28 protein-coding genes and 1 tRNA gene are annotated in these 24,905 nt (G+C 56.5%); 21 read left to right on the forward strand and 8 right to left on the reverse strand.

What is annotated here, in order from left to right:
- Positions 1–2: 2 nt before the first annotated feature.
- Complete coding sequence (locus FMN52_RS02185; RefSeq protein WP_148607084.1) at positions 3–1,211, reverse strand: SpoIIE family protein phosphatase; 1,209 nt, start codon at positions 1,209–1,211, stop codon at positions 3–5.
- A 114-nt stretch (positions 1,212–1,325) separates the two neighbouring features.
- Between FMN52_RS02185 and FMN52_RS02190 the strand changes: the two genes are divergently transcribed.
- Positions 1,326–2,810, forward strand: coding sequence for a phosphohydrolase (locus FMN52_RS02190; protein WP_148607085.1), 1,485 nt, complete (start codon positions 1,326–1,328; stop codon positions 2,808–2,810).
- Here the strand turns inward: FMN52_RS02190 and FMN52_RS02195 are convergent.
- Positions 2,800–3,828: an FAD-dependent oxidoreductase gene (locus FMN52_RS02195; protein WP_148607086.1), complete on the reverse strand. Its 1,029-nt coding sequence runs from the start codon at positions 3,826–3,828 to the stop codon at positions 2,800–2,802. The two genes, FMN52_RS02190 and FMN52_RS02195, sit on opposite strands and share 11 nt — an antisense overlap.
- Before the next feature lie 116 nt (positions 3,829–3,944).
- Between FMN52_RS02195 and FMN52_RS02200 the strand changes: the two genes are divergently transcribed.
- The 10 genes from FMN52_RS02200 to FMN52_RS02245 all read left to right on the forward strand — a co-directional run bounded on the left by FMN52_RS02200 (position 3,945) and on the right by FMN52_RS02245 (position 12,370).
- Positions 3,945–4,901, forward strand: a complete 957-nt coding sequence (locus FMN52_RS02200) for an acyl-CoA desaturase (RefSeq protein WP_148607087.1) — start codon at positions 3,945–3,947, stop codon at positions 4,899–4,901.
- Positions 4,898–5,365, forward strand: a complete 468-nt coding sequence (locus FMN52_RS02205) for a nuclear transport factor 2 family protein (RefSeq protein WP_148607088.1) — start codon at positions 4,898–4,900, stop codon at positions 5,363–5,365. Before FMN52_RS02200 ends, FMN52_RS02205 begins: the two co-directional genes overlap by 4 nt.
- Entirely contained in the window at positions 5,362–6,162 is an 801-nt protein-coding gene (locus tag FMN52_RS02210) for an SDR family NAD(P)-dependent oxidoreductase (protein WP_148607089.1), read from the forward strand. The genes FMN52_RS02205 and FMN52_RS02210 overlap by 4 nt, the downstream gene beginning before the upstream one ends.
- A complete protein-coding gene (locus FMN52_RS02215) occupies positions 6,159–7,424 on the forward strand; it encodes an FAD-dependent oxidoreductase (protein WP_148607090.1) in 1,266 nt (421 codons plus the stop codon). The genes FMN52_RS02210 and FMN52_RS02215 overlap by 4 nt, the downstream gene beginning before the upstream one ends.
- 2 nt (positions 7,425–7,426) lie before the next feature.
- A complete protein-coding gene (locus FMN52_RS02220; RefSeq protein ID WP_148607091.1) occupies positions 7,427–8,311 on the forward strand; it encodes a DUF1365 domain-containing protein in 885 nt (294 codons plus the stop codon).
- Complete coding sequence (locus FMN52_RS02225) at positions 8,299–9,573, forward strand: cyclopropane-fatty-acyl-phospholipid synthase family protein (RefSeq protein ID WP_148607092.1); 1,275 nt, start codon at positions 8,299–8,301, stop codon at positions 9,571–9,573. Before FMN52_RS02220 ends, FMN52_RS02225 begins: the two co-directional genes overlap by 13 nt.
- Positions 9,570–10,091, forward strand: coding sequence for a DUF2878 domain-containing protein (locus tag FMN52_RS02230; RefSeq protein WP_148607093.1), 522 nt, complete (start codon positions 9,570–9,572; stop codon positions 10,089–10,091). The genes FMN52_RS02225 and FMN52_RS02230 overlap by 4 nt, the downstream gene beginning before the upstream one ends.
- Positions 10,088–10,828: a hypothetical protein gene (locus tag FMN52_RS02235; protein WP_148607094.1), complete on the forward strand. Its 741-nt coding sequence runs from the start codon at positions 10,088–10,090 to the stop codon at positions 10,826–10,828. Before FMN52_RS02230 ends, FMN52_RS02235 begins: the two co-directional genes overlap by 4 nt.
- Before the next feature lie 81 nt (positions 10,829–10,909).
- Entirely contained in the window at positions 10,910–11,722 is an 813-nt protein-coding gene (xthA, locus tag FMN52_RS02240; RefSeq protein WP_148607095.1) for an exodeoxyribonuclease III, read from the forward strand.
- 18 nt (positions 11,723–11,740) lie between these two features.
- Positions 11,741–12,370 carry a TetR/AcrR family transcriptional regulator gene (locus FMN52_RS02245; RefSeq protein ID WP_148607096.1) on the forward strand — a complete coding sequence of 210 codons (630 nt, stop codon included), beginning with the start codon at positions 11,741–11,743 and terminating at the stop codon, positions 12,368–12,370.
- A 9-nt stretch (positions 12,371–12,379) separates the two neighbouring features.
- Here the strand turns inward: FMN52_RS02245 and FMN52_RS02250 are convergent, their stop codons facing one another.
- Positions 12,380–12,793, reverse strand: coding sequence for a phasin family protein (locus FMN52_RS02250; protein WP_148607097.1), 414 nt, complete (start codon positions 12,791–12,793; stop codon positions 12,380–12,382).
- Positions 12,794–13,139: 346 nt separating this feature from the next.
- On the opposite strand from FMN52_RS02250, the gene FMN52_RS02255 reads away from it, so the two are divergent.
- The 4 genes from FMN52_RS02255 to hemH all read left to right on the forward strand — a co-directional run bounded on the left by FMN52_RS02255 (position 13,140) and on the right by hemH (position 15,682).
- Positions 13,140–13,577: a YeeE/YedE family protein gene (locus tag FMN52_RS02255; RefSeq protein WP_148607098.1), complete on the forward strand. Its 438-nt coding sequence runs from the start codon at positions 13,140–13,142 to the stop codon at positions 13,575–13,577.
- Positions 13,578–13,581: 4 nt separating this feature from the next.
- Complete coding sequence (locus FMN52_RS02260; protein ID WP_148607099.1) at positions 13,582–14,007, forward strand: DUF6691 family protein; 426 nt, start codon at positions 13,582–13,584, stop codon at positions 14,005–14,007.
- Between the two features lie 96 nt (positions 14,008–14,103).
- Entirely contained in the window at positions 14,104–14,535 is a 432-nt protein-coding gene (locus FMN52_RS02265; protein WP_148607100.1) for a TIGR01244 family sulfur transferase, read from the forward strand.
- 37 nt (positions 14,536–14,572) lie between these two features.
- The gene (hemH, locus tag FMN52_RS02270) at positions 14,573–15,682 is read left to right on the forward strand and encodes a ferrochelatase (protein ID WP_148607101.1); all 1,110 of its coding nucleotides are present in this window, start codon (positions 14,573–14,575) and stop codon (positions 15,680–15,682) included.
- Between the two features lie 29 nt (positions 15,683–15,711).
- Here the strand turns inward: hemH and FMN52_RS02275 are convergent, their stop codons facing one another.
- Positions 15,712–15,930 carry a hypothetical protein gene (locus FMN52_RS02275; RefSeq protein WP_148607102.1) on the reverse strand — a complete coding sequence of 73 codons (219 nt, stop codon included), beginning with the start codon at positions 15,928–15,930 and terminating at the stop codon, positions 15,712–15,714.
- 138 nt (positions 15,931–16,068) lie between these two features.
- Positions 16,069–16,159 (reverse strand) — tRNA-Ser (locus FMN52_RS02280).
- A gap of 211 nt (positions 16,160–16,370) precedes the next feature.
- Between FMN52_RS02280 and FMN52_RS02285 the strand changes: the two genes are divergently transcribed.
- The 5 genes from FMN52_RS02285 (at position 16,371) to FMN52_RS02305 (ending at position 18,562) form a co-directional block, all read left to right on the forward strand.
- Entirely contained in the window at positions 16,371–17,069 is a 699-nt protein-coding gene (locus FMN52_RS02285; RefSeq protein ID WP_148607103.1) for a Bax inhibitor-1/YccA family protein, read from the forward strand.
- Positions 17,070–17,172: 103 nt separating this feature from the next.
- Entirely contained in the window at positions 17,173–17,589 is a 417-nt protein-coding gene (tusD, locus tag FMN52_RS02290; protein WP_148607104.1) for a sulfurtransferase complex subunit TusD, read from the forward strand.
- Between the two features lie 2 nt (positions 17,590–17,591).
- Positions 17,592–17,942, forward strand: coding sequence for a DsrE family protein (locus FMN52_RS02295; RefSeq protein WP_148607105.1), 351 nt, complete (start codon positions 17,592–17,594; stop codon positions 17,940–17,942).
- Between the two features lie 5 nt (positions 17,943–17,947).
- Positions 17,948–18,232, forward strand: a complete 285-nt coding sequence (gene tusB / locus FMN52_RS02300; protein ID WP_148607106.1) for a sulfurtransferase complex subunit TusB — start codon at positions 17,948–17,950, stop codon at positions 18,230–18,232.
- A 3-nt stretch (positions 18,233–18,235) separates the two neighbouring features.
- Positions 18,236–18,562, forward strand: coding sequence for a TusE/DsrC/DsvC family sulfur relay protein (locus FMN52_RS02305; RefSeq protein ID WP_148607107.1), 327 nt, complete (start codon positions 18,236–18,238; stop codon positions 18,560–18,562).
- On the opposite strand, the gene FMN52_RS02310 is transcribed toward FMN52_RS02305, so the two are convergent.
- The 3 genes from FMN52_RS02310 to nfuA all read right to left on the reverse strand — a co-directional run bounded on the left by FMN52_RS02310 (position 18,549) and on the right by nfuA (position 20,969).
- Positions 18,549–18,920, reverse strand: coding sequence for a hypothetical protein (locus tag FMN52_RS02310; protein WP_148607108.1), 372 nt, complete (start codon positions 18,918–18,920; stop codon positions 18,549–18,551). The two genes, FMN52_RS02305 and FMN52_RS02310, sit on opposite strands and share 14 nt — an antisense overlap.
- 41 nt (positions 18,921–18,961) lie before the next feature.
- Positions 18,962–20,128 carry a hypothetical protein gene (locus tag FMN52_RS02315; protein WP_148607109.1) on the reverse strand — a complete coding sequence of 389 codons (1,167 nt, stop codon included), beginning with the start codon at positions 20,126–20,128 and terminating at the stop codon, positions 18,962–18,964.
- Between the two features lie 253 nt (positions 20,129–20,381).
- Positions 20,382–20,969 (reverse strand): Fe-S biogenesis protein NfuA, encoded by a 588-nt coding sequence (nfuA, locus tag FMN52_RS02320; RefSeq protein WP_088828324.1) that lies wholly within the window; start codon positions 20,967–20,969, stop codon positions 20,382–20,384.
- Positions 20,970–21,201: 232 nt separating this feature from the next.
- Here nfuA and metH point away from each other — a divergent pair, with 232 nt between their 5' ends.
- Entirely contained in the window at positions 21,202–24,900 is a 3,699-nt protein-coding gene (metH, locus tag FMN52_RS02325; RefSeq protein ID WP_148607110.1) for a methionine synthase, read from the forward strand.
- Positions 24,901–24,905: the final 5 nt, after the last annotated feature.

The raw sequence follows: 24,905 nt of genomic DNA on the forward strand, positions 1-24,905 counted from the left end.
CACTATTTCGACGGGGTGTTATCTGATCCGTTTATGGTATCAGTTACCGATACGATAGCGATATCGTCCGGAAGCTCTGTGATCTGTTCGAGATTGAGAGCTTCACCAAGGGAGGCGATAGTGTGACGACCTCCCGAAACGAGTTCAAGTAGTGTCCGCTCCTTTTCATCCAGCCCTTTTTCCCGGATAACCTCCAGAATTCCATCCGAAAACAGCGTCAGATAGAAGGGTTTGTTCAGGGCTACTTCGTAAACCTCCCACTCCGGGGTCTCGAAAAGGCCCACCGGCAACCCACTGCCTTCGAGAAACGCCGTCTCTCCGCCCTCGAAGGACAGTATGGGCATTGGAAAGTGTGCCCCCACCGCATAATTTAACTTACGTTCGCTCAGGGAAATGATGCCGACGAAAACGGTTACGTGTTTGCCGAGGCCGGTATCCAGCAACTCCGAGTTGATTCGCTCCAGGAATCGGTCCGGATACAGGATGTCCTCACTCGAACCCCGGCGGAAGTTTCGCTGCAGCCGGTTGGTGAGGTTTTTCAGCAGTACCGTCACGAACGCAGAACTCGCGCCATGGCCCGAAACATCGGCGATGTAGACCAGGACCTTGTCGTCGGAAATACGAAAGTAGTCCAGAAAATCACCGCTCAGATAGAGCGACGGTTTGATCATGTGATCCACGTGCAAGCCACTCATGACCTGCTCGTGTTCCGGCAGCATCCGTAGCTGGACTTTCCGGCCGGCGCGCTGATCCGCCCGTAGCTCGGCAATGCCATCCCGCAGATCCCGGTTGGCCTCTTCCAGCTCCTGCCGGTAAAGCTGGTTCAGCCGGTTAACCCGGACCCGGTCGAACAGTTTTCCGAGTACATCATCCAGCGCACCCTTGTCGTCGTTGCAGGGTTTCAGGACAAAATCCGCGGCCCCAGCCCTCAGGACACTGACCACATCGGCACTGGATTCACTCGATGAACAGGCTACGATGGGGGTGAAGGTTTCGGCTTCTTCGAGACGGTTGGCGAGGTCCCGGATGGCCTCCGGAGACAGATCTGCAAAAATGACGTCTGGAATGTTATCGTCAAAGAGCGCCTTGGCGCCCGCGAGATCCGGGTACCCGGTCACGTAGAATCCCCTCGCTTCAAGGTACCGGGCGAGATCCATACGGGACTTTTCATCGGCGTCTATTATAAGTATGCGCTCGGTGCGCGAGATCATGGCGACTGCCCTAAACTACCAGCGATAAACGATAAATTGGCATGATTAAGCCTATTCTGGCACGCCCCTGTGATATAACAAGGCCAGTTTTATGAAATTGGGAGATTCCATCTGATGCGACGTGCCGTTAACGATCTTCTCGGAGCCTATGACAAGTTGATCATGGATCCGGTTCACGGAGGGATTCCACTTTACCGGCACGAAATCCAGGTGATCGATCACCCGCTGTTCCAGCGATTGCGTAACATCTGCCAGAACGACATCCTGAGCCTGGTTTTTCCCGGCGCGACCCATTCACGGTTCCTTCACAGTATCGGTGTTATGCACGTGGGCACCCGGATGTTCCGGTCCATGATTGATGCCTACCTGAGAGAGCGCCAGCTCAGTGAGCAGACGGACCTGAGCCTGAGCCAGCTCGACGCCATCGACTACCTGGCCAAAACCATCCGGCTGGGCTGCCTGCTGCACGACAGTGGCCATTCCAGCTTTTCCCATCAGTTCACCCAGGCCCGGCGTATACGGGAACTCATGTCGCGACCTGGCCGATTCAGCGACCTCTGGCGTGGCGTGGATTATTCTGCCTATCACCCGGAAGAGCCCGAAGAACTGGAACATGAGCATTATTCTGTGCGTGTGGCTCACGATGTGCTTATGGCAGTGGATCTGGAGAGTGCCGGTCTCTACGCCCGGGATGTTATCGGCATCATGGAAACAACAGAAGTAAAGCCCAGCGAAACATTCTGTCGCCATGCCCGCACTTTCTGGGCATTCATTGCGGGCGAAGATGCCGCCGCGGGTTCACCTCTCAGCGACAACATCCCCGGGCTGGTAATGGACCTCCTGTCGTCCATTGTCTCCGGCGAGATCGATGCCGACCGGGCCGACTACATGTTGCGCGATGGCTTCCACTCGTCGGTCACCATTGGCGGCTTCAACCTGGACCACCTGCTGAGTAACCTGCGCTTTGGTTGGGATGTGTCTGAACCCTGGTTGGGGCTTGCCATCACTCAGAAAGGGCTGGGTGCGCTGGAAGACTTTGTTTACAGTCGCCACCAGATGTACCGGAAAGTCTATGCCCACAAGACAGCGCTTGGCTTTGACTGGCTGCTTCGGGAAGCGATCAACGAGGTCCTGGATGACCCGGAGAATTTCGAATGGGTGGATACCTGCCTGAGCGATATGGCCTATTTTGCAGAGCTCACCGACAACTTTTTCTGGGAGGCGTTCCGGAAAGTGGCGCGCAAGCACCCAAAGAGTTTTTCTTTCTGTATTGTGAACCGGGTGAAGCTGAACCACCTGGATACCCGGGAAGACCTTTCAGCCAGGAGTATTGAGCGGCACAGCACTTGGCTGGCCGGAGAGCTTTCCCTCAACCCGGCCCAGGTAGTGACCTGCTCCATGCGGGCACGGTTCTCCAACATCCAGGACAATTTCAACGGTATCAAGGTGCTGGTGCGCGAGCCCATTCACCGTACCCGTTCGCTGAAGAAGATCACCGATGTGAGCGCCTTCTTCAGCAAGTTCAGTGACGGCACCATCACCCATTTCTACACCCGGCCCGATGTCACCACCGGCAGCCAGGAGTCTGTCACTGAGTAACGGGAACCGCGTTGAGTTCGGCAATCAGTCCGCAGGCACTGTCGAAGGCACCCTCTACCCTGCCGCCACTAAGCCAGTCCCCTGCAAGCCCGATCTTGTAATCCGGGAACCATAGATGACCAGGGTGTTCTCCGCCTTCAGAGCGGGCATAGAGCCAGCGATGGCTAACAACTTCGTCCGGACCGGTATCGAAGCCGGTCGTTTCACGAAACGCAGCCAACAGTTTTTCGGCCACTTCCTCGGCTGGTGTATCCACATGGTCTTCGGTCCAGGCCGGGCTGGCGTGCAAAACCCACCACTGACCCTCATCGTCTCGACCGGGCTTGCTGGAGTTGTTGGCCACCCAGAACAGCGCCGGGTGCTTGCAGCGCATTCCTTCGTGATGCGGCCAGGGCGATACCTGGAAGTGGGCGGCAACGGCCCAGCATGGCAGGACCCGGCTAACCGGATCGTCAAGGTGGGAGGCAAGTTCGTGCAGACCGCTATCCGCCAGCAGTTCCCGGGCCTGTGCCGGCGGCGCGGTGATAATCACCCCATCAAAGTCGCCCAGGTGGTTGCCAGAGGTGTCCGAAATGCCCCAGGAATGGTCGTTTCGGGCCAAAATGCCGACCCGGGTTTCAGTGACAACCCGTGCATGTTCAGACAGTGCCCGGGTAATGGCGGTCATGCGCGGCGTACCGACAAAACGGATTTCCTCAGGAAACGGCTCCCAATGACCGGTGCCCGTCTGGAAACCAAAACGGCCCTCCCACGGTCCAAAACTATCAGCGCCGGCATATTTACGGAGAAAGGGAAGGAAATCCGGATTCCTGGAGGTGAAGTACTGTGCACCCACATCCGCTGATCCGCCGGTTACCCTTTTGGCCGCAAGTCTGCCACCCGGCCCCCGGCTCTTCTCAAATACAGTGACCTCATGCCCGAGGCCCTTCAGTTGAATAGCCGCGGTGAGCCCGGCGAGGCCTGAACCAACAATAGCGATACGGCGTATAAGAGGGAAATCAAAGGTTTGATTAAACATGGTTTATCGTGCATCCAATTCCGGTAGTGAGATCGTACAACTCTCCAAGAAACGGCTTTGGCCACAAGGCTGAGTGTGCGATCCAGGTTCCACAAAAGAGAAAGGGCAATCAGGGTATGACCCGAATGCAGCATTGGCTAACAAACATTCTGAGGTGGTTCGACTCCGAGGCAGGTTCGGATCACATTGACACCACGTCCAGATCGTTCAACTTTTTACGGGTTATTCCGTTTATAGCACTTCACCTCGCGTGTCTGCTGGCTTTCTATACCGGCGTTAGCGCATTCGCCCTCGGGTTTGCGATCGCCTTTTTTCTCGTGCGCATGTTTGCGATTACCGGGTTTTACCACCGTTACTTCGCCCACAAGACTTTCAAAACCAGTCGCCCTGCGCAATTCGTGTTCGCAGTTCTCGGAGCCAGCGCCGCCCAGCGCGGTCCTCTATGGTGGGCGGCTCATCACCGGCATCATCATCAGCACTCCGATGATGTTCAAGATCTGCACTCGCCCCATCAGGGTGGTTTCTGGTGGTCTCACATGGGCTGGTTCACCTGTGACGCCGGCTTCGCGACCGATGAGCGGCGGATTCGAGACTGGCTTAAATTCCCCGAGCTTAAACTGATCAACCGGTTCGATGCACTCGTGCCTGCTCTGGCAGCCGTCGGCATCTACGGCCTCGGCGAGGCGCTGGCGGCCTGGGCGCCAGGCCTGGGAACGAATGGGCTGCAACTGCTCGTGTGGGGCTTCTTTATCTCGACGGTGATGCTGTTTCACGCCACGGTCTCGATCAACTCGCTGTCCCACGTCTGGGGCAAGCGCCGATTCGAGACATCAGACGACAGCCGGAACAATTTCTGGCTGGCCCTTCTCACCCTTGGCGAAGGCTGGCACAACAACCATCACCGCTGGCCCCAGTCTGTGCGCCAGGGATTCCGGTGGTATGAAATTGACATCACCTGGTATGGCCTCTGGCTGATGTCAAAGCTTGGCATCATTTGGGAGCTGAACCCGATACCCAAGCATATTCAGAAAGAAACACGCGAACTGGACAGAATGAGGAGGAGCAGGCAATGACAACCGCCTCAAAAATCGAAGTAGGAGCGCGTAACTCGGCGGTTCCAGCAACGCTGGATAGTTTCCGGGCGCTGTTCAACGAGCTTGATAAAGGCAATCTCAACAAGCTGTCCCGGGTCTACAGCGAAGACATCCGATTTCAGGATCCTTTGGGCATCGTTAGCGGACTTGATGAGCTGACCCGCTATTTCGCTGATGCTTATGCGAACGTTATCTCCTGTCGCTTCGAGTTTGGTGACGCAGTTGTCCAGGGGGAGTTTGCTGCCGTGCCCTGGGTTATGCATTTGCGTCACAAGCGCATTCGCAAAGGCCGGGAAGTTCAGGTTCAGGGCATCAGCCACCTGGAGATCCGGAACGGCATGGTTTGCTATCACCGCGATTACTTTGACGCAGGAGAAATGCTCTATGAAAACCTGCCGGTGATTGGCAGGGCCATTCGCTGGATCAAGGACCAGGCAGGATGAGTGATCGACTTCAGGAAACCTCGAATATCTGGATTACCGGCGCCAGTTCCGGCATTGGTGAATCCGTCACCCGCGCTCTGGCGCGCGGTGGTCACCGGCTCGTGATTACCGGCCGCCGTCAGGGGGCTCTGGAGGAACTGGCTTCAGCAGCGCCAGAACGGATTATACCGGCGGCGGCAGACACCACCAGCAAAGAAGACCTCCAGGCCATTGCTGGTACGCTGGAAAACCACGGCGACCTGAATATGGTGATACTGAACGCCGGCACCTGTGAATATCTTGAGATAGCGCGCTACAACAGCGACGTTATCGAGAAGAACATTCACACCAACGTGATTGGTACGGCGCGATGTCTCGATATTGCTCTGCCTGCCCTCAGGCGTAGCCGGGCCAAAGGACAGCCGGCGACCCTCGTGATCGTCAGTTCTTCAGCTTGGTGGTTCCCCTTTGGTCGGGCTGAGGGTTACGGCGCTTCCAAGGCGGCCCTGACCTACTTTGCCCATGCCCTCCGGGCTGACCTTGCCGCCGAGGGGATCGACGTAGTGGTGGTTTCCCCCGGGTTCGTCAAGACACCATTGACCGACCGTAACGATTTTCCGATGCCCTTTCTCGTTTCCGCAGAGGATGCGGCGGAACGCATTGTCAGTGGCCTGGCGCGTGGCAAGAACGAGATCGCATTCCCCAAGCGTTTCACCTGGATGCTGAAAGCTCTGGGCGCCCTTCCCCGGCCCTTGATCGACCGTATGTCGGCCTCCATGGCCCGTAAAAGCAACACCAAACAGGAAAACAATGGATGAGTAGTGAGCGTCAGCGGATTGCTGTCATTGGGGCCGGCGTTTCCGGCCTCACGGCTGCCTGGCTTTTGGCCGAGAAACACGATGTTCAGGTTTTTGAAGCGGGCAACTATGCCGGCGGTCACACCAATACCGAACAGGTCGAGGCTGGTGGCCGGACCTGGCCGGTAAATACCGGCTTCATCGTGTTCAACGACTGGACCTACCCGAATTTCATCAAACTGATGGAGCGGTTGGGAGTTCCGTCGGAAGTCAGCGACATGAGCTTCAGCGTGGACTGCAGCAGCACCGGCCTGCAGTACAACGGCACAAGTCTGAACACCCTGTTTGCCCAGCGAAAGAATCTGCTCAACCTGCCGTTCCTGAAGATGGTAAGGGAGATTCTGCGCTTTAACAAGGAAACCCGTGCAGACCTTGAAGCCGGCAACATCAACAATGAAGAAACACTGGGGGAGTACCTGAACCGGAATGGGTACTCCCGCTATTTCAGGAATTACTACATTGTCCCCATGGGTGCGGCCATCTGGTCAGCGCCGGAGATCATTCTGGAACAGTTTCCAATCCGATTCTTTCTGCAGTTTTTTAACAATCACGGCATGCTGTCGGTGGATGACCGCCCTACGTGGCGGGTGATCTCCGGCGGTTCCGCCCAATACGTAAAAAAGATGATGGAACGCCTGGGCGATGCCACGCACCTGAACAGCCCCGTCGACAGGGTGGTCAGGGATGAAACCGGCGTGACTGTCTCGGTAAAGGGCCAGGATCACCACTTCGACCAGGTGATTTTTGCGTGCCACAGTGATCAGGCGCTGGCCATGCTTGCAGACCCGACCGACAAAGAGAAGGATGTTCTGGGTGCCATGGCGTACCAGAACAACGACGTAGTACTTCATACGGACAGCAGCGTGTTGCCGGACAACCGTCGTGCCTGGGCCGCCTGGAACTATTTCATTCCGACCCACAGCACGGAACCTGTCTCCGTCACCTACAACATGAATGTTTTGCAGAACTTCCACGACGCCCCGGAGACCTTCTGCGTGACGCTCAATCGAAGCCGCGATATCAATCCCGACATGGTAATCAAGCGCTTTGAGTACGCTCACCCGGTGTTCACCCTGGATGCGGTGGCCGCTCAGGAACGCTACGATGAAATCGGTAACCGCAACCGCACCCACTACTGTGGCGCCTATTGGTTCAACGGTTTCCACGAAGACGGAGTCCGAAGTGCGCTTCGGGTAACCCGGGCCTTCGGGGTGGAGCTTTGACCGTGAACAGCCAGTGGCTGGAGGGTACTGTCCGGCACAGGCGGAAGTACCCGGTGCAACACGAATTCAGCTACAGCACCGGCATGCTGGCCCTCGACACCGACGAGTGGAATCAGGTTTCCAGTATCAGCCCGTTATTTTCCCTGGAACGGTTCAACTGGATGTCTCTGAAGCGCAGGGATTACTTCCGGCCGGAGACAGGCGACCTGTCTGGCGCTTTGCGTGACCACGTGGAACAGGCCACCGGCTGGCGCCCGGATGGTGAAGTCGAGCTGATTACCCATCCGCGTTACTTTGGTTACGTGTTCAATCCGGTCAGCTTCTACTTCTGCTATCGCGCCGGGGCATGCCCGGCGGATGGTGTGGTTCCAAAGGTCATCGTGGCCGAGATTACCAACACACCCTGGCATGACCGTCATGCCTATTGCCTGGAGACGACGGGTGCAGAGCCCAACGAGGCGGGCTGGCGCACCGAACAGTTTGGTTTCAGCAAACGCTTTCATGTGTCGCCTTTCAACGGCATGAACCAGCATTACGAATGGACATTCAGTTTCAGGGGCCCTGATCTCAGAATTCACATGAATGTTCTGGAAGAAGGTCGCAAGCATTTTGACGCCACTCTGGTAGTCCAACGTACCCCTCTCACTCGTAAAGATGTGCATAGAAGTCTTCGAAAGTTTCCGCTTGAAGCATTCAAGGTTGTGGCAGGCATCTACTGGCACGCCCTCCGTCTCAAGCTCAAGGGGGCACCGTTCTACACCCACCCCGACAAGCTTTCCGAGGACGATACCGCCTACCGCCGTGGGCACGATGATTCCGGGCTGGATGTCACCAGCTCCGAGACCAATGACAAGATTCGTGGAAGGGTAAGTTCATGGAGAACCTGAATACTTCGGTTGCAAATACCAACTCCGGCTCAAGTAGCTTACCGGCCATCAGCCGGTTTGCGAGAACCCTGGTGATTCAGCAGCTCCGGTTACTGGGCGAAGGCCAGCTAACGGTAAGGGAATCCGGATATGAAGACCTTGTGTTCGGAGACGGCAATAGCCAATTTCAACCTGCCGAATTGATTGTCCACGATCACAGTACCTGGCGGGACCTTCTGACCGGCGGCAGTGTTGGCGCGGCCGAGGCATATGTGGCCGGTGATTGGTCGACGCCGGATCTGGTTGCCCTGCTCCGGTTCTTTACCCGTAACGTTGACCGCATGAACGAGTTTGAAGACCGATTCAGCTGGGTTACCAAGCCGGCGCTGAAAGGTTTGCACTGGCTGAACCGGAACACCAAAGAAGGGTCTCGGAAGAACATCAGTGCCCATTACGACCTGGGCAACGACCTGTTCGAGACTTTTCTCGACCCGACCATGATGTATTCTTCGGCCATCTACCCGAGTACCGATTCAACGCTCGAAGAAGCCGCAGTTCACAAGCTTGACACCATTTGCCGGAAACTTGATCTCCAACCCGGCGACAAGGTGATTGAAATCGGCACTGGCTGGGGCGGTTTTGCGGTTCACGCTGCCAAACATTATGGCTGTCATGTAACCACCACGACCATTTCCAGAGAACAGTTGGAGTTGGCCAGAGAGCGGGTTCAGAACGAGGGTCTGGAAGACCGTATTACCCTCCTGTTTGACGATTACCGGGACCTTGAGGGCCAGTTCGACAAACTGGTCTCCATCGAGATGATCGAAGCGGTCGGTCCACAGTTCCTGGACAGCTACTTCTCCCAGATTAACGCTCTGCTCAAGCCGGATGGCCTGGCGCTTGTGCAGGCCATCAACATGCCAGAACAGCGTTACCAGCGGGCCCTGAAGAACGTGGACTTTATTCAGCGCTTCATATTCCCGGGTAGTTTTATTCCATCCTTCGGGGCGATCCTGGAGTCGGTTCGCAAAGAAAGCAAACTGGTGCTGACCCATACCGAAGACAGCGGCTTCCATTACGCCCGTACGCTTCGGGACTGGTGCGACCGGTTCATGGCCCAGCGGGATAAGCTGGAGGCGATGGGTTATGACCAGGCATTCCGGCGCCTGTGGCACTTTTACTTTGCCTACTGTGAAGCCGGCTTCAGCGAGCGTGCCATTGGCGTGGCGCAGCTGGTGTTCGCCAAGCCCGGCAACAAACGCGAGAATATTCTGAGCGTATGATTCCGTCAGAAACCACCCGTAACGTACTGAACTTCCTTCTATTTCAAGCTGGCTGGTTCGCCTGTGTGTTTTACCCGAGTCTGTTCGGTGCCGGTATCGTGGTGGTGTTTCTGGTGCTGCATTTTGTCTTGGTCAGCCAGAGCCGGATGACCGAATTGCAGTTCATCGGCCTCGGCACCGTGGTTGGCTCCATTCTGGACGGCATCTGGTTCCGTACCGGGATTCTGGACGACGGTACAGGCCAGGTGATGCTGACGCCACCGTGGCTGGTGGCGATCTGGGCCATCTTCATGACGACACTGAGCCACTCTCTGGACTGGATCAGCAAAAAAGCCTGGCTGCCGTTCGTGCTTGCGCCCTTCGCCGGCCCATTCGCGTACTGGTCGGCGAGCCAGCTCGGTGCAGTGCAGCTGCCGGAACTGGTGCCGTCACTGATTGCGCTCGGACTCGGCTGGCTGATTGTTTTCCCATTGCTTTTGTTCGCCCGTAAAAAGCTTTATCCGGAGCTGGTGCGATGAAAAACACGATTGCACTTGTTCCCTTTGCCTTGATGGCAGCATCCCTGTCGGCATTGGCGCAGGATCTTCGCTTTACCGGAATTGCGACCACCGCCGATGGCAGAGAGATCTACGAGGAACGCCACTCGGTTGACGGAACCTGTCAGGAGGGCGTGTTTCGGCCCCGGCAACACGGGGTGACCTACTTCAAACCGGACGCGGACGAGTCGTTCGCCCGCAAGGGCCTTGAATACGAGGCTTCAGCACTGCGTCCGTCCGTAGACTTTGTTCAGCCGACATTCAATGAAGAGATGAAGATCACCTACCCTGCACCGGACACTTTGGTGATTGACTGGCAGACGCCCGGCGGCGATTCAGAGCGATTCGAGGTGACATACCCGGCCAACACCGTTGTGGATGCCGGGTTCGATAATTTCGTCCGTCAGAACTGGCAGAGTGTTGTGGTCGGCGAGCCGGTTGAATTCCGGTTTCTCGGGCCTACCCGGGGCGAGCATTATGGCTTCGTGCTGGAACGGGTCGAGAACGACCGGGTGAATGCCGACCATGTGGTACAGATACGCCCGACAGGCATGGTGCTGAGATTCCTGGTGGATCCCATTGTATTGGGTTACAACGACGCTGGCGCCCTCTCCGATTATCTCGGCCTGACCAATATCCGAAAAAACCAGGACGAGAACTACACCGCTCATATCCGCTATTCCGTGGATACCTACCCGGATTGTGAACTGACCCCCTGAAACTGTCGCCCCTGCCAAGGCAGACCCCGGGGGCCAGTGTGTTAAACTCCGGCAGGAATTAACGCCGGAGATTTTTTTGCAATGATGTTCGTCTCTTTCAACGTCAACAGTATCCGTACCCGCCTGCACCAGCTTGAGGCTGTTATCGACGCCCTTGCTCCCGACTTTATCGGACTTCAGGAAACCAAGGTTCAGGACGACGACTTTCCGGTCGAGGCGATCCGCGAACTGGGCTACCACGTGCATTTCCACGGCCAGAAAACCCACTACGGCGTTGCCCTGCTCTCAAAGGCGGAGCCGGACGAGGTTGTCAAAGGCTATCCCTGGGACGGCGAGAATTCCCAGCGGCGGCTGATTACCGGCCATTTCACCGTCAATGGTGAAAAACTGACGGTGGTTAATGGCTATTTTCCACAGGGAGAAAGCCGTGACCACCCGGTGAAGTTCCCTGCCAAGGAAAAGTTCTACGCCGACCTTATGCGCTACCTGGATGAGCTAAAGAAAGCCGGCGGCCATGTTGTGGTCATGGGTGATATGAACATCTCTCCCACCGACAAGGACATTGGTATAGGCGCAGACAACGCCAAACGCTGGTTGCGGACAGGCAAATGCTCTTTCCTCCCGGAGGAGAGGGAATGGCTGGGACAGGTTGAGTCGCGGGGTTATACCGATGTGTTCCGGCACCTTAACCCGGATGAGGCGGATACCTTCAGCTGGTTTGACTACCGCAGCAAAGGATTTGAACGCGACCCCAAGCGGGGTCTCAGGATCGATCTGATCATGGCCAATGACAGCCTGCTGCCGAAGGCCCGCCAGGCTGGCGTTTCCTACGACATTCGCGCCATGGAACGGCCGTCCGACCATTGTCCGGTCTGGGCGAGCTTCGAACTCTAGGGGCTGGCCCGGCGCGATATGAAAAAAATCAAAACCCGCGACCGTATCATCCAGACCAGCCTGGCGCTGTTTAACACCGTCGGCGAACCCAATGTCACCACCCTGCTGATCTCTGATGAGATGGACATCAGCCCGGGCAACCTCTACTACCACTTCAAGAGCAAGGGCGACATTGTCGAAGAGCTTTTCGACCAGTACGAGCACGACATGGTGGATCTGCTGGCGGTTCCGGAAGATGCCGACATCAGCCTCGACCAGCAGGGGTTCTTCCTGCATCTGCTGTTCGAGACCGTGGCCCGCTATCGGTTTCTCTATCAGGATCTGGTTAACGTGTTGTCCCGGTACGATCAGCTGCAGGTACGGTTCAAGCGTATCCAGAAGAAGAAGAGACTGGCTTTCAAGACGATTTGCGAGAGCTTTCGGCGCCAGGGCATTATGGCGATCGAACAGGAAGAACTTGACTCTCTCTGTGAGCAGTTGACGCTAACCGCTTGTTATTGGAGCGCTTTCGATACGCTCTCCCACTTGGATGACCGGGAGGCAGTGGATCCGGGGCGCGGTGTTTACCAGATGATGCACTTGGTACTGCCGTACCTTGCTCCGGCTGACCGGGAGGAAGCCCGGCTGATGAGCCGGGATTATCTCTGAGCCGTGAAGTTACTCTTCGTCGTCACCGGCACGATTGCGCAGGCGGGTGAGTTCTGATTCAAGGGCCTCAATCCGACGTTCCAGGGATTCGATCTCTTCCCGACGGTGGATCCCCAGCCGCCTCAGTGCCCCGGATACTCGTTCATCAAACATGTGTTCAAGCCGGTCCCAGGTGCCAGTGGCACGCTCGCGAACCCCTTCAACACGGTCCTCAACGGACTTGATCTGTTTTTCCACCACGCCCCGGGTTTTATTCTCCAATTGCTCACCTTCCTGAACAAGACGATCAAAAAAGCGGCCTGTGTCCTCCTCGGCCTTGGTGTAGGCGCCCAGCCCTGCCAACCAGATTTGGCGGGCAGAACCCTTGATTTTTGCCGCCAGTTGCGGATCATTCTCGGGCTTATCGTCGTTCTCGTCAGACATGTAACAACCTCGGGGGTACGGATATTTCTTTCGAAGGCCTATTGTATTACAGCTTTGGCCGGATTTCAGTCGGCCTGCAAACCGCACAGTGAAAGGCCGCAGTATAAAGACGTATCCGATATGAAAAAATGTTTTCAAACGAAAGTCACTCTCGCTTGAAGTGTTCAAAATATAGTCAATACTTCCCAATACCGGCGTCCCTGCTGATGCCGGTTTGTCTGGAAGTCTTTCATGGATACTACTCGCACGCCTCTGCCCGGCAACCTTTGCCGGGCTTTTTTTTTGGTATTATTGCCCCCAGATATATGCTTATTCCAAAATATCACTTTAGCACTCGGAGTATCAGATGATTGAAATCGCGTGGAGTAACTTCACCCCCTGGTCGGCACTGTTGGGTGGCATTCTGGTGGGCATTGCCGCAGCCAGCTTTCTGCTTCTCAACGGACGGATTGCGGGCATCAGTGGCATTCTTGGCGGGCTTCTTTCACCGGCAAAAGGCGATATGGCCTGGCGCCTGGCGTTCCTTATCGGATTGATCGGAGCACCAGCAGTCTGGTTACTGGTGACAGAGCTACCAACTATTGAGATCAAGGCCGGCTACCCCGCGCTCATCGTTGCCGGGCTGCTGGTGGGCATTGGTACCCGGTACGGCTCGGGTTGCACCAGTGGACACGGGGTTTGCGGCCTTTCCCGGCTCTCGCTTCGCTCGCTGGCGGCAACTCTCAGCTTTATGGCTGCAGGGTTTGTCACTGTTTATGTTATTCGTCATCTTCTGGGAGTCTGATGCCATGAAATTTTCTCTTGCTTCCCTGTTTGCCGGCCTGGTCTTTGGTCTGGGGCTTATCGTGTCCGGCATGGCGAATCCGGAAAAAGTGCTGGGCTTCCTGGATATCGCCGGCCTTTGGGATCCGTCACTGGCCTTTGTTATGAGCGGAGCCATCATGGTGGGTGTGGTTGCGTTTGCCGTAGCTCGCAAACGCACCCTTTCCTTTCTCGGTTTCCACATGAAAATGCCCGCAAGCACCCATATCGATAAACGGCTGGTTCTGGGCGGCCTGATGTTCGGTGTTGGCTGGGGTATTGCCGGCTTTTGCCCTGGACCTGGGCTGGTAGCACTCGGTGCCGGCGAAACCAAGGCGGCGGTGTTTGTTGCGGCGATGGTCGCCGGCATGGGCATCTTCGAAGTGATTGAGCGCAACCGCGCGAAAGCGTAGGCATTTTCTGTTAATTTCCCTGCCGTCATTCTGACACAGCCCCGAGGCTGTGCGATCATGGCGGCAGCTCCATTACCCGATTCGGAGAAGACATCCATGGATATCAGAAAGATTGATGACAACATTTCGGTAGCGCCCCAGATTTCCGTCGAAGACGTGGCGGCAGCCGCGAAGCTGGGCTTCAAAACCCTGGTGGCGAACCGCCCCGATCAGGAAGAGCCCGGCCAGCCGGCAATGTCGGACATTGAAGCAGCGGCCCGGGAACAGGGCCTGGAGTGGGTATACATGCCGGTAGAGTCCGGAAACATCACCGATGACGACGTAAATCGCTTTGCACCAATGATCCGGGACGCCGAAAAACCCGTACTGGCATTCTGCCGCTCCGGAACCCGCTGTACCGTTCTCTGGGCACTGAGTGCGGCCCGAAACACGTCAGCCAATGAAATCTTTACCAAGGCACGCAATGCCGGTTACGACATTTCCGGCCTTGCACCACGGATGGCACAGCAGGCCGCCGAGAAAGGCTGACAGTCCAACCGCCTAACCAACGTTCAGGATCCACCGCATGCAATACAAAGGTTCAGAGAATTTCAGCCATAATCAGTCTGACCGGCTGGGAGTGCTGGTAACCAACCTGGGCACCCCGGACGCCCCGACCACGTCGGCACTCCGCCGTTACCTGGCTGAATTTCTCTCGGACCCGCGTGTAGTGGAGCTGCCAAGGCCTCTGTGGTGGTTGATCCTGCACGGGGTTATTCTGCGCATTCGCCCCAAGCGGAGTGCAGCGGCTTATTCCAGCGTGTGGCAGCCGGAAGGCTCTCCCCTGCTGTTGCACACCGCAAAGCAGGCTGAGGGCATCCGTGAGGCGCTCAAGCGCAAGTATGGCCCCAATGTGGTAGTCGGGTTTGCCATGCGTTATGGCAACCCGTCGATCGCCCGGGTTCTGGATGAGATGCAGGAACAGGGCGTGCGGAAGCTGCTGGTTTTGCCGTTGTATCCGCAGTACTCCGCCTCGACCTCTGCATCCACCTTCGATGCCATCGCCAAAGATTTCACCAAGCGACGCTGGCTTCCAGATTTCCGGTTTATTTCCCACTACCCGGATTACCCGCCTTACATTGAAGCCATGGCGCGCCATATCGAGGCGCATTGGGCGAACCATGGGCGCAATCAAAAGCTGGTGCTCTCCTACCACGGGGTGCCACTGAAGTACCTGACCAAAGGCGACCCGTACCACTGTGAGTGCCACAAAACCTCAAGGCTACTGGCGGAACGGCTCGGCCTGAGCAAGGAAGACTACATGACCACCTTCCAATCCCGGTTTGGCAAGGAAGAGTGGCTCAAGCCATACACCGATGAGACCCTGAAATCGCTGCCAGGCAAGGGCGTTAAATCCATCGATGTCTTCTGCCCCGGCTTTTCATCGGATTGCCTGGAAACCATTGAGGAAATCGACGAGGAAAACCGCGAATACTTTATGGAGGCTGGCGGTGAGGGGTTCAGCTATATCACAGCGCTAAACGCAACGCCGGGGCATATCGAAGCCCTGGTGAAGTTGATCGAGGAAAACCTGGAAGGCTGGCTGGTGCCAAAGAACGAGCCTGAGGCTCTGGCCGCGCGCCAGCAACGAGCCGACGAGCAGAAAGAAATGATCTATCCGGGCAGGAATCTCTGATCCGGACTTAACTCAGAACCGGAGCGACATCAGTTGCTCCGGTCTTTCCCCTTCTCCCAAGTATCTACTGAAAGATCCGGTACAGACTGACAGAACGTGCATTCGTCCGCATCGACTGCCGCACCGCCGGCCTCCACGTAGCGCACCTTATGGCTCGCCTTGCCCCGATTGGCAGACACAGAGAATTTCCGATCCCGGCGTTCGGCAGAACTGGTACCAGGTGTCTGAATATTCTGCAAATCAGTCATAACAAACCCTCTTAGTCTCTATACACCGATAATGAGGGTTAACTGGCTTCAAACCAAGTAGGGATAACCACGTCGCTTCACCAAAAAGTGGTGCGTGGAGAACAGGGGCTTCGGGAGATAAAGAAGTGAGAGGAAAAATGGCGGTGGGCCAGGGATTCGAACCCCGGGAAGGCTACAAACCTTCGGCGGTTTTCAAGACCGCTGCATTAAGCCACTCTGCCAGCCCACCGGTTTTTCCATTCGCTGCCATTGCGACAGCGGTGAGCATGATACCGGAATTGCCTGTGCTGTCAACGCTCTGCATAAAACCCGCCGCATTTTTCAACATTAACGGTTTTTAATGGAATCCGGGAGGCGGTTTCCTGTCGTAAATGATTGAAAGTTGCGTATCTGACACTATTATGGGACACAGTATCCAGTCGTTATAAACGGAGATGACAATGGAAGACAGACGATTCGGCGTTCAAAACTCTCAGGGAGCCTATTCGACTCCCCAGACCGAGCGCGCGACCACAGGCATCAGCGATGATGCGATGAAGGTGTTGCGCAACACCTACATGCTGCTTGGCATGACCCTCGCCTTCTCGGCGCTCACTGCATTCCTGAACATGAACGGAACCCACCCGGGCTTCCTGATCACCATTGTGGGATACATCGGTCTGCTGTTTGCGACCTATAAGCTGAAGAACAGCCCCTGGGGCATTCTGACCACGTTCGCCCTGACCGGCTTCATGGGTTACACCCTGGGCCCGATCATCGGAGCGTTTGTAGCTGCCGGCGCTTCCTCGATTGTCGCCCAGGCCCTGACACTGACCGCTGTTGCGTTTGTCGGTCTGTCTGCGACAGCAATCATCACCAAGAAAGACTTCAGCTTCATGTCCAGCTTCCTGACCGCTGGTGCGTTTGTGCTGATCGGCGCCATGCTGCTGGCGTTCCTGATGGAGAGCTCGGTCCTGCACCTGGCAGTATCTGCTGGCTTCACTATCTTTGCGTCCATCATGATCCTGTTTGAGACCAGCCAGATCATCAAGGGTGGTGAGCGTAACTACGTGATCGCCACTGTTGGCCTGTATGTATCCATCTACAACCTGTTCGTCAGCCTGCTGCACCTGCTGTCTGCGTTCAGCGGAGAAGATTGATACCACGCTGAATTAGCCGCTTCAAAACCCCGGCAGTTGCCGGGGTTTTTGCTTTCGGTAAACTGAAAGCCCGTACACGGCAGATCAAGAACGAACAGGAACCATGGCCGAAACCGCTTCTGAATCCTTCACCCTGGTAATCACTGGCGCCCCCTACTCGTCCCAGGCGCCCCAGACCGCTCTTGGCTTTGCACAGGCTGCAGTGAACGCCGGCCACCGCATTGACCGGGTGTTTCTCTACGGTGACGGTGTGCATCTGGCCTCGGCACTGTGCGCGCCGCCCTCAGACGAAACCCACTGGCCGGAAGAGTGGTCGCGGTTCCTGGTCGATCACAGTATCCCCGGCGTGGCCTGCATTGCCTCTGCCCTGCGTCGTGGCCTGGTCAACGAAACCGAACAGAAACGCTATGAGTTGCCAGCGGCCAATGTGCGCGTCCCGTTTGAAATTGCCGGACTCGGAGAGTGGGTCGAAGGGCAGATAAAGTCCACGCGAACACTCTACTTTCACGCTGGAGACTGACTTTGAGCACACTCATCATGATTGACCAGCCACCCTACGGTGCGTGGACCGGGCGGGAAGCACTGGATATGGCGTTCTCGCTTGCCGCCTTTGACCAGCCAGCATCGCTGCTATTCAGCGGCGCTGGCGTTAACTGGCTAAGACAGGGTCAGGAAGCCGGCGCGATCGGTCAGAAGTCCGTGGAGAAGAATCTCTCAGCGGCACCGATATTCGGTATTGAAGCGATCCTGGCCGATCGCGCCGCATGCAAGACCTTCGGCCTGGATGAGAGCTCGCTTATTGAAGGCGTGACCCTGGTGGATGTCGACGCTGCTCTGCTCACTGATTATCACCACACTGCTTTCGCAGGTTAGCCCAAATGACTGCCATCCAGACATTGCACATCCTGAACAAATCCCCCGATCATCCTCGGGCGGCCCAGTGCCTCGAATTGATGTCGGCGGACGACGGCCTGCTGCTTATTGGCGGTGGCGTACTGCTCCTTGCAACCGGAACGCTGCCGACCGCCACCAGGGTGTTTGCACTCTCTCCGGACGTGGATGCCCGCGGGCTAGGAAATCTGTCCAGCAATAACGTAAGCGCAGTGGACTTCGCGGGTATGGTAACGCTTTCACTACAGGCACAAAGGGTAATCAGTTGGTAGATCATGGCCAGTAACACAATGCCACAACGAAACAACGAGGGGTTTCTTGAGGACGCTCGGGACTGGACGGAGGGCGTCGCAGCAGCCATTGCTGCCGAGGACGAGGTGGAACTCACCGAAAATCACTGGGAAATCATCCAGTTCCTTCGGTCTTTTTATAAAGAACATGAAATGTCGCCACCGTCCAATCGCCTGTTCGTGAAGGCTGTGAAAGAGGCACTGGGCGAGGAAAAGGGCAACAGCATTTACCTTATGCAGCTGTTTCCCGGGACACCCGCAAAAACCGCCTGTCGGATTGCGGGGCTACCACGCCCTACTAACTGTCTGTAGAGCCCTTTGGGGGGTTCCCGCCGTCCTTCTGCCTGCTCCGCTCCAGGTCAGCCGCACTGCCGAGAAAGCTGCTCAGGCCATTCTCAAACAGGCCTGAGCCGAATTTCAGGAACTGGCGGGTCGATTCTTTCACGGTGCCGTCAAGAGCGCTCTCTGGCAGCTCCCGGATGGTATCGGCCACACCCTTTTTCACTCCGCGTGTCACCGCCGGCTCGATGTCACGGCCGGCCTCAATCAGTTCCGCCACCCTGGCATCAAGGTATGGACGCACCACGAAACGCCAGAACCCCCAGAGGGTGACAAGCACGGCACCAACGGTTGCAAGAATCTGGATTGTCAGTGTTAACCAAAAGGGCATGGCCTTCCTCCTTGTACTCCCGATAACGGGATTCACTCCGGCTAGAAATTCAGATAGTTCAGGGAGACAAATTGAAGCAACCCTGCCAGGGCGCCGAAAATACCGCCTACGATCATCAATTGGACCTCCTCTTCCCGGAATGCCGGGCGAAGAATGTCCTGGAATTCATCCGGTTTGAGCGCCTTCATCTGGCCAGAAAGAACTTCGGCCACCACGGGCGCCCGCTCCCGATTGAACGCCGGATCACTGAACACGTCACGCGTAGCCAGTACCGCCTTCTGATTCATGGCTTTCTTGAGCTCGGTGTAACCCGTCATACCAACGGTGACCTGCGCCGTCAGCTTCATGATGACAGAGTTGTCCAACAAGGGGCGAAGGTGTTTCTGGATAATCGCGCGAGTTCTGTCCCCGTGGCTGCCGTTAATCATGGCATCGGCAACTTTCTCGACAGTAATCAGTTCCTCCGCCACAAGCCTGGCCCAGACATCGCTGATTTCCGACTGTCGGCGTAGAAACAGCCCCTGGATTTTCCAGAACAGGATCCGCCGGGGCCTGAGCGGCGCAAAAATCAGGTTTATAGCAATCCAGTTGGTCACGAACCCGACCACGAAGCCGCCCAGAGGCAGCAGCCAGGGCTCCGGATAGCGGGTCCATAATGGCACCAGGACAGCGCCAAGAATGCCGCCGATAATCGCGCCACGATTGATCACAGACTGAAGCTCCACCGCCCCGGCTTGCTGAAAAATCCGGTTCATCATGTCCGGATGCGTTTCGAGTTCGCGACTGAGCAGAGCCTTGAGATCGACCAGCTCGTCCAGATCGTCACCAAAGTCCTCTACCAACTCTTCTACCCTGGACGGCAATTGCTCTCGGGCCCACTGATAAATCCGGTTTCTGACAAACAACGGAAGGTTATCCCACAGTACCGGCTGGATTTCGTACATGACTTCATCGATGTACTCGTCCATCCGCGGGGTCACCTGGGAAATCACCTGCTCAACAATGCGCTGGGGTTCGAGCTTTTGATAGACCGCGTTCAGGTCGCCGAACTGCTGCAGCGTCCTGTCGATGCAGATATGCGCCATTTTCTCCGCTTTGCGAGGAATAACGCCCTGCCACCCTATCAGTCCCACCCCGATGAACTGCACCGGGTAGAAGGACATCTGGATGGCCAGCCAGTTGGTCAGCCAGCCAACAACGGCTGCCATGATAGGCACTGACAAAAGCGCAACGTCGAACAAGTTTGACCCCGGTGTAAGAGTGTAATCCGTTTTAAGCCGGTAATGATGCCGTTAACGGACAGACAGGATAGTACCCGCCTGCAGTTGCTGTGTATGCGACAAATGATGAAGTAATTGAAATGTCACAACATTGGCCGAGCAGCCATGGCGATGACGGTAATGCGGCAGGCCGGGAGAGGCACCGCGCCCCGGAGGACGCGGTAAACCGGGCAGGATGGCCTTACTGGTAGTAGGCGTTTTCAGTATAGGAGTGGTCGGTTACATCACGCACAGCGGTGATTTCCGGTACGCGCTCCCTCAGGGTTGTTTCAACGCCCTGCTTCAGGGTCAGACTGACCGCAGAGCAGCCCTGACAGCCACCACCGAAACGCAGCACAGCCACGGATTCGTCGACGATCTCCACGAGGGACACCTCGCCACCATGGGCCGCCAGGTTCGGATTGATCTCGGAAGCCAGAATGTAATTCACCCGATCCGGCAGTGGCGCATCGTCATCAATCTTTGGCACTTTTGCGTTCGGTGCCTTGATGGTGAGCTGACCACCCATCTGGTCCTTGGAGTAATCCACGTAGGCCTCTTCCAGGAAGGGCACGGAATTGTGGTCCAGATACAGGGTGAATTTGTCCAGATCCACCTGCTCGTCCGTGGGTACTACTTCATTGGGCGGGCAGTAGGCCAGACAGGTTTCGGCGTTCTTTGTGCCGGGCTGGGTCACGAATATACGCACGCCCATGCCTTCCACGTCCTGTTTCTCGATAAGTTGTGCAAGATAATCCCGTGCGGGATCTGTCACAGTAACCTGAGCCATGTTTTCAACCCGTTTGAAAGTTTGGATCCATTTTAAGTCAGTTCGCGGGAACATGAAAGACCAAGTAAAATAGTCGGGCTTTACGAAGGTAATGAATTTCCCGTATTGGCGGGCATTTGCGAAAGGCAATTGATAATCGTCATTCGTACTAAGACGGGCTCAGGCATTTTTGCTATGATCCCGCGCCATTGATATCAATACAGCGTTATTAACGACATCCGGAAGTAGACCTATGACCGATCGCACCACCCGTCTCGACCAGCTCCACAAGGCCTTGCAGGAACGCATTGTGATCCTTGATGGCGGCATGGGCACCATGATCCAGAATCTCAAGCTGGATGAGAAGGCGTTCCGTGGCGATCGGTTTGCCGACTACGATCGGGAGGTCCAGGGCAATAACGACTTGCTGAACCTGACCCAGCCCGCCCTGCTCCGCAACATTCATGCAGACTACCTGGACGCCGGCGCGGATATTATCGAGACCAACACCTTCAACTCCACCCAGCTTTCCCAGGCGGACTACGGGCTGGAGTCGATTGCCAAGGAATTGAACGTGGCTGCGGCCGAACTGGCCCGGCAGATCGCGGATGACTACACCGCCAAAAACCCGGACAAGCCGCGGTTTGTGGCAGGAGCGGTCGGGCCGACGTCGCGCACGGCGTCCATTTCGCCGGACGTGAACAACCCGGGCTACCGGAATGTCGATTTCCAGACCCTCGTCGATAACTACTATGAGGCGGTCGAAGGCCTGGTTGAGGGTGGCTGTGACCTGATCCTGATCGAGACCATTTTCGATACCCTCAACGCGAAGGCCGCGATCTACGCCACTCAACAGTACTTTGAAGACAGTGGCATCACCCTGCCAATCATGATTTCCGGCACCATTACCGATGCCTCCGGGCGCACACTCTCCGGCCAGACCACCGAAGCCTTCTGGAACTCCGTGGCGCACGCCAACCCCATCTCCGTGGGCCTGAACTGTGCATTGGGTGCCGACGCCCTTCGCCCCTATGTGGAAGAGCTGTCGGCCAAGGCGGAAACCTATGTCAGCGCCCACCCGAACGCCGGTCTTCCCAACGAGTTTGGTGAATACGATCAGACACCCGAGGAAATGGCCGAGATTATCGAAGGCTTCGCTCGTGACGGCTTCCTGAACATCATCGGTGGCTGCTGCGGCTCACGTCCGGACCACATCGAGGCGATTGCCCAGGCGGTCTCCAAGTACCCACCCCGGAAGATTCCCGAGCGCCCGAAGGCATTGCGGCTGTCCGGCCTCGAGCCGTTCACTGGTGACGACAACGTCCTGTTCATCAACGTGGGTGAGCGAACCAACGTCACCGGCTCCAAGCGTTTCCTGCGCCTGATCAAGGAAGAACAATACGAAGAAGCCCTCAGCGTTGCCCGGGACCAGGTTGAAAACGGTGCCCAGATTATCGACATCAATATGGATGAGGGCATGTTGGAGTCAAAGGAAGTGATGGTCACCTTCCTGAACCTTGTCGCCTCCGAGCCGGATATCTCGCGGGTGCCGATCATGATCGACTCCTCCAAGTGGGATGTGATTGAGGCGGGCCTGCGCTGTATCCAGGGCAAGGCGGTGGTGAACTCCATCAGTCTCAAGGAAGGCGAAGAGGAATTCATCAAGCGCGCCAACGACTGCATGCGCTACGGCGCCGCTGTGGTCGTGATGGCCTTTGATGAACAGGGCCAGGCAGACACCTACGAACGCAAGACCGAAATCTGCAAGCGCTCCTACGACGTCCTGACCGGGATCGGCTTCAACCCCGCCGATATCATTTTCGATCCGAACATCTTCGCCATTGCCACCGGCATTGAGGAACACAACAACTACGCGGTGGATTTCATCAACGCCACTCGCTGGATTCGCGAAAACCTTCCCCACGCCTCTATTTCTGGCGGCGTGAGTAACGTGTCCTTCTCATTCCGGGGGAATGACGTGGTCCGGGAGGCCATTCACTCGGTGTTCCTCTACCACGCCATCAAAGCGGGTATGAACATGGGCATCGTGAACCCCGGGCAGTTGGTGATCTACGACGAGATCGACCCGGAGCTCAAGGAGCTGGTGGAAGATGTTGTCTTGAACCGTCGCGATGATTCTACCGACCGTCTGCTCGAAATTGCCGAACGCTATAAGGGCAAAGGCGGCAAAACCCAGGAGGAAGACCTCGCCTGGCGTGAGTGGCCGGTGGAAAAGCGCCTCGAGCATGCACTGGTCAAAGGTATTACCACCTATATCGTGGACGACACCGAAGCCTGTCGCCAGAGGGCCACACATCCCATTGAGGTCATTGAAGGCCCGTTGATGGATGGCATGAACGTGGTTGGCGATCTGTTTGGCGACGGCAAGATGTTCCTGCCCCAAGTGGTCAAGAGCGCCCGGGTCATGAAGCAGGCCGTCGCTCACCTCATCCCCTATATTGAGGCGGAAAAAACCGAAGATCAGAAAGCCAAGGGCAAGATCCTCATGGCCACGGTGAAGGGCGATGTCCATGACATCGGCAAGAACATCGTGGGCGTGGTGCTTCAGTGCAACAACTACGAGGTGATCGACCTGGGTGTGATGGTGCCCTGCGACAAGATCCTTGCCGCCGCAAAAGAACATGATGTCGACATTATCGGCCTCAGTGGGCTGATCACGCCGTCTCTGGACGAAATGGTGCACGTGGCCCGCGAGATGCAACGACTGGATTTTAACATTCCGTTGATGATCGGTGGCGCAACGACCTCCAAGGCGCATACTGCGGTAAAAATCGAGCCTCAGTTTAAGAACGACATTGCCCTGTACGTGTCGGACGCATCCCGCTGCGTGAACGTAGCGTCCCAACTGCTAAGTAAGACTGCGAAGCCGGAATTGGTCGAAGCCGCCCGCACCGAATACGACGAGATCCGCGAACGCCGGAAGAACCGGGGTGACCGTACCAAGTTAGTCTCCCTGAAAGAAGCCCGTGACCGGGCCCCGGAGATCTCATTCGAGGGCTACCAGCCTCCGAAACCGGCATTCACCGGCATCCGGGTGTTCGAGGAATATGATCTTAACGAACTGGTGGATTACATCGACTGGACGCCGTTCTTCATGTCCTGGGATATTTCCGGCAAGTACCCGGCCATTTTTGATGACCCGAAGCGTGGCGAGGCGGCTCGCAACCTCTTTGACGATGCCCAGAAGATTCTGCATCGGATGATTGATGAAAAGCGGGTCTCTGCCCGTGGCGTCATCGGTTTCTGGCCAGCCAACCGCCGCGGCGACGATATCGTGGTGTACACAGATGACTCGTGCAGCGAAGAGCTGACCACCCTGCACCACCTGCGCCAACAGGACGAAAAGGCACCGGGCAAGCCCATGATGGCGTTATCGGATTTCGTGGCGCCTGAAGGCTCCAACACGGTGGACTACGTGGGCGGTTTCGCGGTTACCACCGGCATTGGTGCTGAAGAATTCTCGGTTGAGTTCAAGGACGCCAACGACGACTACAACGCCATCATGGTCAAGGCGTTGGCCGACCGCCTGGCAGAGGCTTTTGCTGAGCGGATGCACGAGCGGGTTCGCCAGGAGTTCTGGGGCTACGCCAACGATGAAAAACTCGCCAACGAAGACTTGATCAAGGAACGATACCGCGGGATTCGCCCGGCGCCCGGCTACCCTGCCTGCCCGGACCACACCGAGAAGGCAACCTTGTTCAACCTTCTGGAAGCCACCAACACAACGGGCATTGAACTGACCGAGCATTTCGCCATGTTCCCAACCGCCGCCGTATCCGGCTGGTACTTTGGGCACCCGGAATCAAAGTACTTTGCCGTAGGCAAGATTGGCGTCGACCAGGTTGAGGACTATGCTGAACGCAAAGGCATTTCCAAGGCTGAAGCCGAACGCTGGCTTGCACCAAGCCTGGCGTACGATCCTGCAGAATAAGCTTC

Origin of the sequence: Marinobacter sp. BW6, from assembly GCF_008107725.1 — a bacterium.
In the GTDB taxonomy this organism is placed as follows: Bacteria; Pseudomonadota; Gammaproteobacteria; order Pseudomonadales; family Oleiphilaceae; genus Marinobacter.

Excerpts from the sequence above, each read along its gene's own strand:
- FMN52_RS02185 (WP_148607084.1), bottom strand. The coding sequence starts at position 1,211 with ATGATCTCGCGCACCGAGCGCATACTTATAATAGACGCCGATGAAAAG.
- FMN52_RS02190 (WP_148607085.1), top strand. The coding sequence starts at position 1,326 with ATGCGACGTGCCGTTAACGATCTTCTCGGAGCCTATGACAAGTTGATC.
- FMN52_RS02195 (WP_148607086.1), bottom strand. The coding sequence starts at position 3,828 with ATGTTTAATCAAACCTTTGATTTCCCTCTTATACGCCGTATCGCTATT.
- FMN52_RS02200 (WP_148607087.1), top strand. The coding sequence starts at position 3,945 with ATGACCCGAATGCAGCATTGGCTAACAAACATTCTGAGGTGGTTCGAC.
- FMN52_RS02205 (WP_148607088.1), top strand. The coding sequence starts at position 4,898 with ATGACAACCGCCTCAAAAATCGAAGTAGGAGCGCGTAACTCGGCGGTT.
- FMN52_RS02210 (WP_148607089.1), top strand. The coding sequence starts at position 5,362 with ATGAGTGATCGACTTCAGGAAACCTCGAATATCTGGATTACCGGCGCC.
- FMN52_RS02215 (WP_148607090.1), top strand. The coding sequence starts at position 6,159 with ATGAGTAGTGAGCGTCAGCGGATTGCTGTCATTGGGGCCGGCGTTTCC.
- FMN52_RS02225 (WP_148607092.1), top strand. The coding sequence starts at position 8,299 with ATGGAGAACCTGAATACTTCGGTTGCAAATACCAACTCCGGCTCAAGT.
- FMN52_RS02230 (WP_148607093.1), top strand. The coding sequence starts at position 9,570 with ATGATTCCGTCAGAAACCACCCGTAACGTACTGAACTTCCTTCTATTT.
- FMN52_RS02235 (WP_148607094.1), top strand. The coding sequence starts at position 10,088 with ATGAAAAACACGATTGCACTTGTTCCCTTTGCCTTGATGGCAGCATCC.
- xthA (WP_148607095.1), top strand. The coding sequence starts at position 10,910 with ATGATGTTCGTCTCTTTCAACGTCAACAGTATCCGTACCCGCCTGCAC.
- FMN52_RS02245 (WP_148607096.1), top strand. The coding sequence starts at position 11,741 with ATGAAAAAAATCAAAACCCGCGACCGTATCATCCAGACCAGCCTGGCG.
- FMN52_RS02250 (WP_148607097.1), bottom strand. The coding sequence starts at position 12,793 with ATGTCTGACGAGAACGACGATAAGCCCGAGAATGATCCGCAACTGGCG.
- FMN52_RS02255 (WP_148607098.1), top strand. The coding sequence starts at position 13,140 with ATGATTGAAATCGCGTGGAGTAACTTCACCCCCTGGTCGGCACTGTTG.
- FMN52_RS02260 (WP_148607099.1), top strand. The coding sequence starts at position 13,582 with ATGAAATTTTCTCTTGCTTCCCTGTTTGCCGGCCTGGTCTTTGGTCTG.
- FMN52_RS02265 (WP_148607100.1), top strand. The coding sequence starts at position 14,104 with ATGGATATCAGAAAGATTGATGACAACATTTCGGTAGCGCCCCAGATT.
- hemH (WP_148607101.1), top strand. The coding sequence starts at position 14,573 with ATGCAATACAAAGGTTCAGAGAATTTCAGCCATAATCAGTCTGACCGG.
- FMN52_RS02275 (WP_148607102.1), bottom strand. The coding sequence starts at position 15,930 with ATGACTGATTTGCAGAATATTCAGACACCTGGTACCAGTTCTGCCGAA.
- FMN52_RS02285 (WP_148607103.1), top strand. The coding sequence starts at position 16,371 with ATGGAAGACAGACGATTCGGCGTTCAAAACTCTCAGGGAGCCTATTCG.
- tusD (WP_148607104.1), top strand. The coding sequence starts at position 17,173 with ATGGCCGAAACCGCTTCTGAATCCTTCACCCTGGTAATCACTGGCGCC.
- tusB (WP_148607106.1), top strand. The coding sequence starts at position 17,948 with ATGACTGCCATCCAGACATTGCACATCCTGAACAAATCCCCCGATCAT.
- FMN52_RS02305 (WP_148607107.1), top strand. The coding sequence starts at position 18,236 with ATGGCCAGTAACACAATGCCACAACGAAACAACGAGGGGTTTCTTGAG.
- FMN52_RS02310 (WP_148607108.1), bottom strand. The coding sequence starts at position 18,920 with ATGCCCTTTTGGTTAACACTGACAATCCAGATTCTTGCAACCGTTGGT.
- FMN52_RS02315 (WP_148607109.1), bottom strand. The coding sequence starts at position 20,128 with ATGGCAGCCGTTGTTGGCTGGCTGACCAACTGGCTGGCCATCCAGATG.
- nfuA (WP_088828324.1), bottom strand. The coding sequence starts at position 20,969 with ATGGCTCAGGTTACTGTGACAGATCCCGCACGGGATTATCTTGCACAA.
- metH (WP_148607110.1), top strand. The coding sequence starts at position 21,202 with ATGACCGATCGCACCACCCGTCTCGACCAGCTCCACAAGGCCTTGCAG.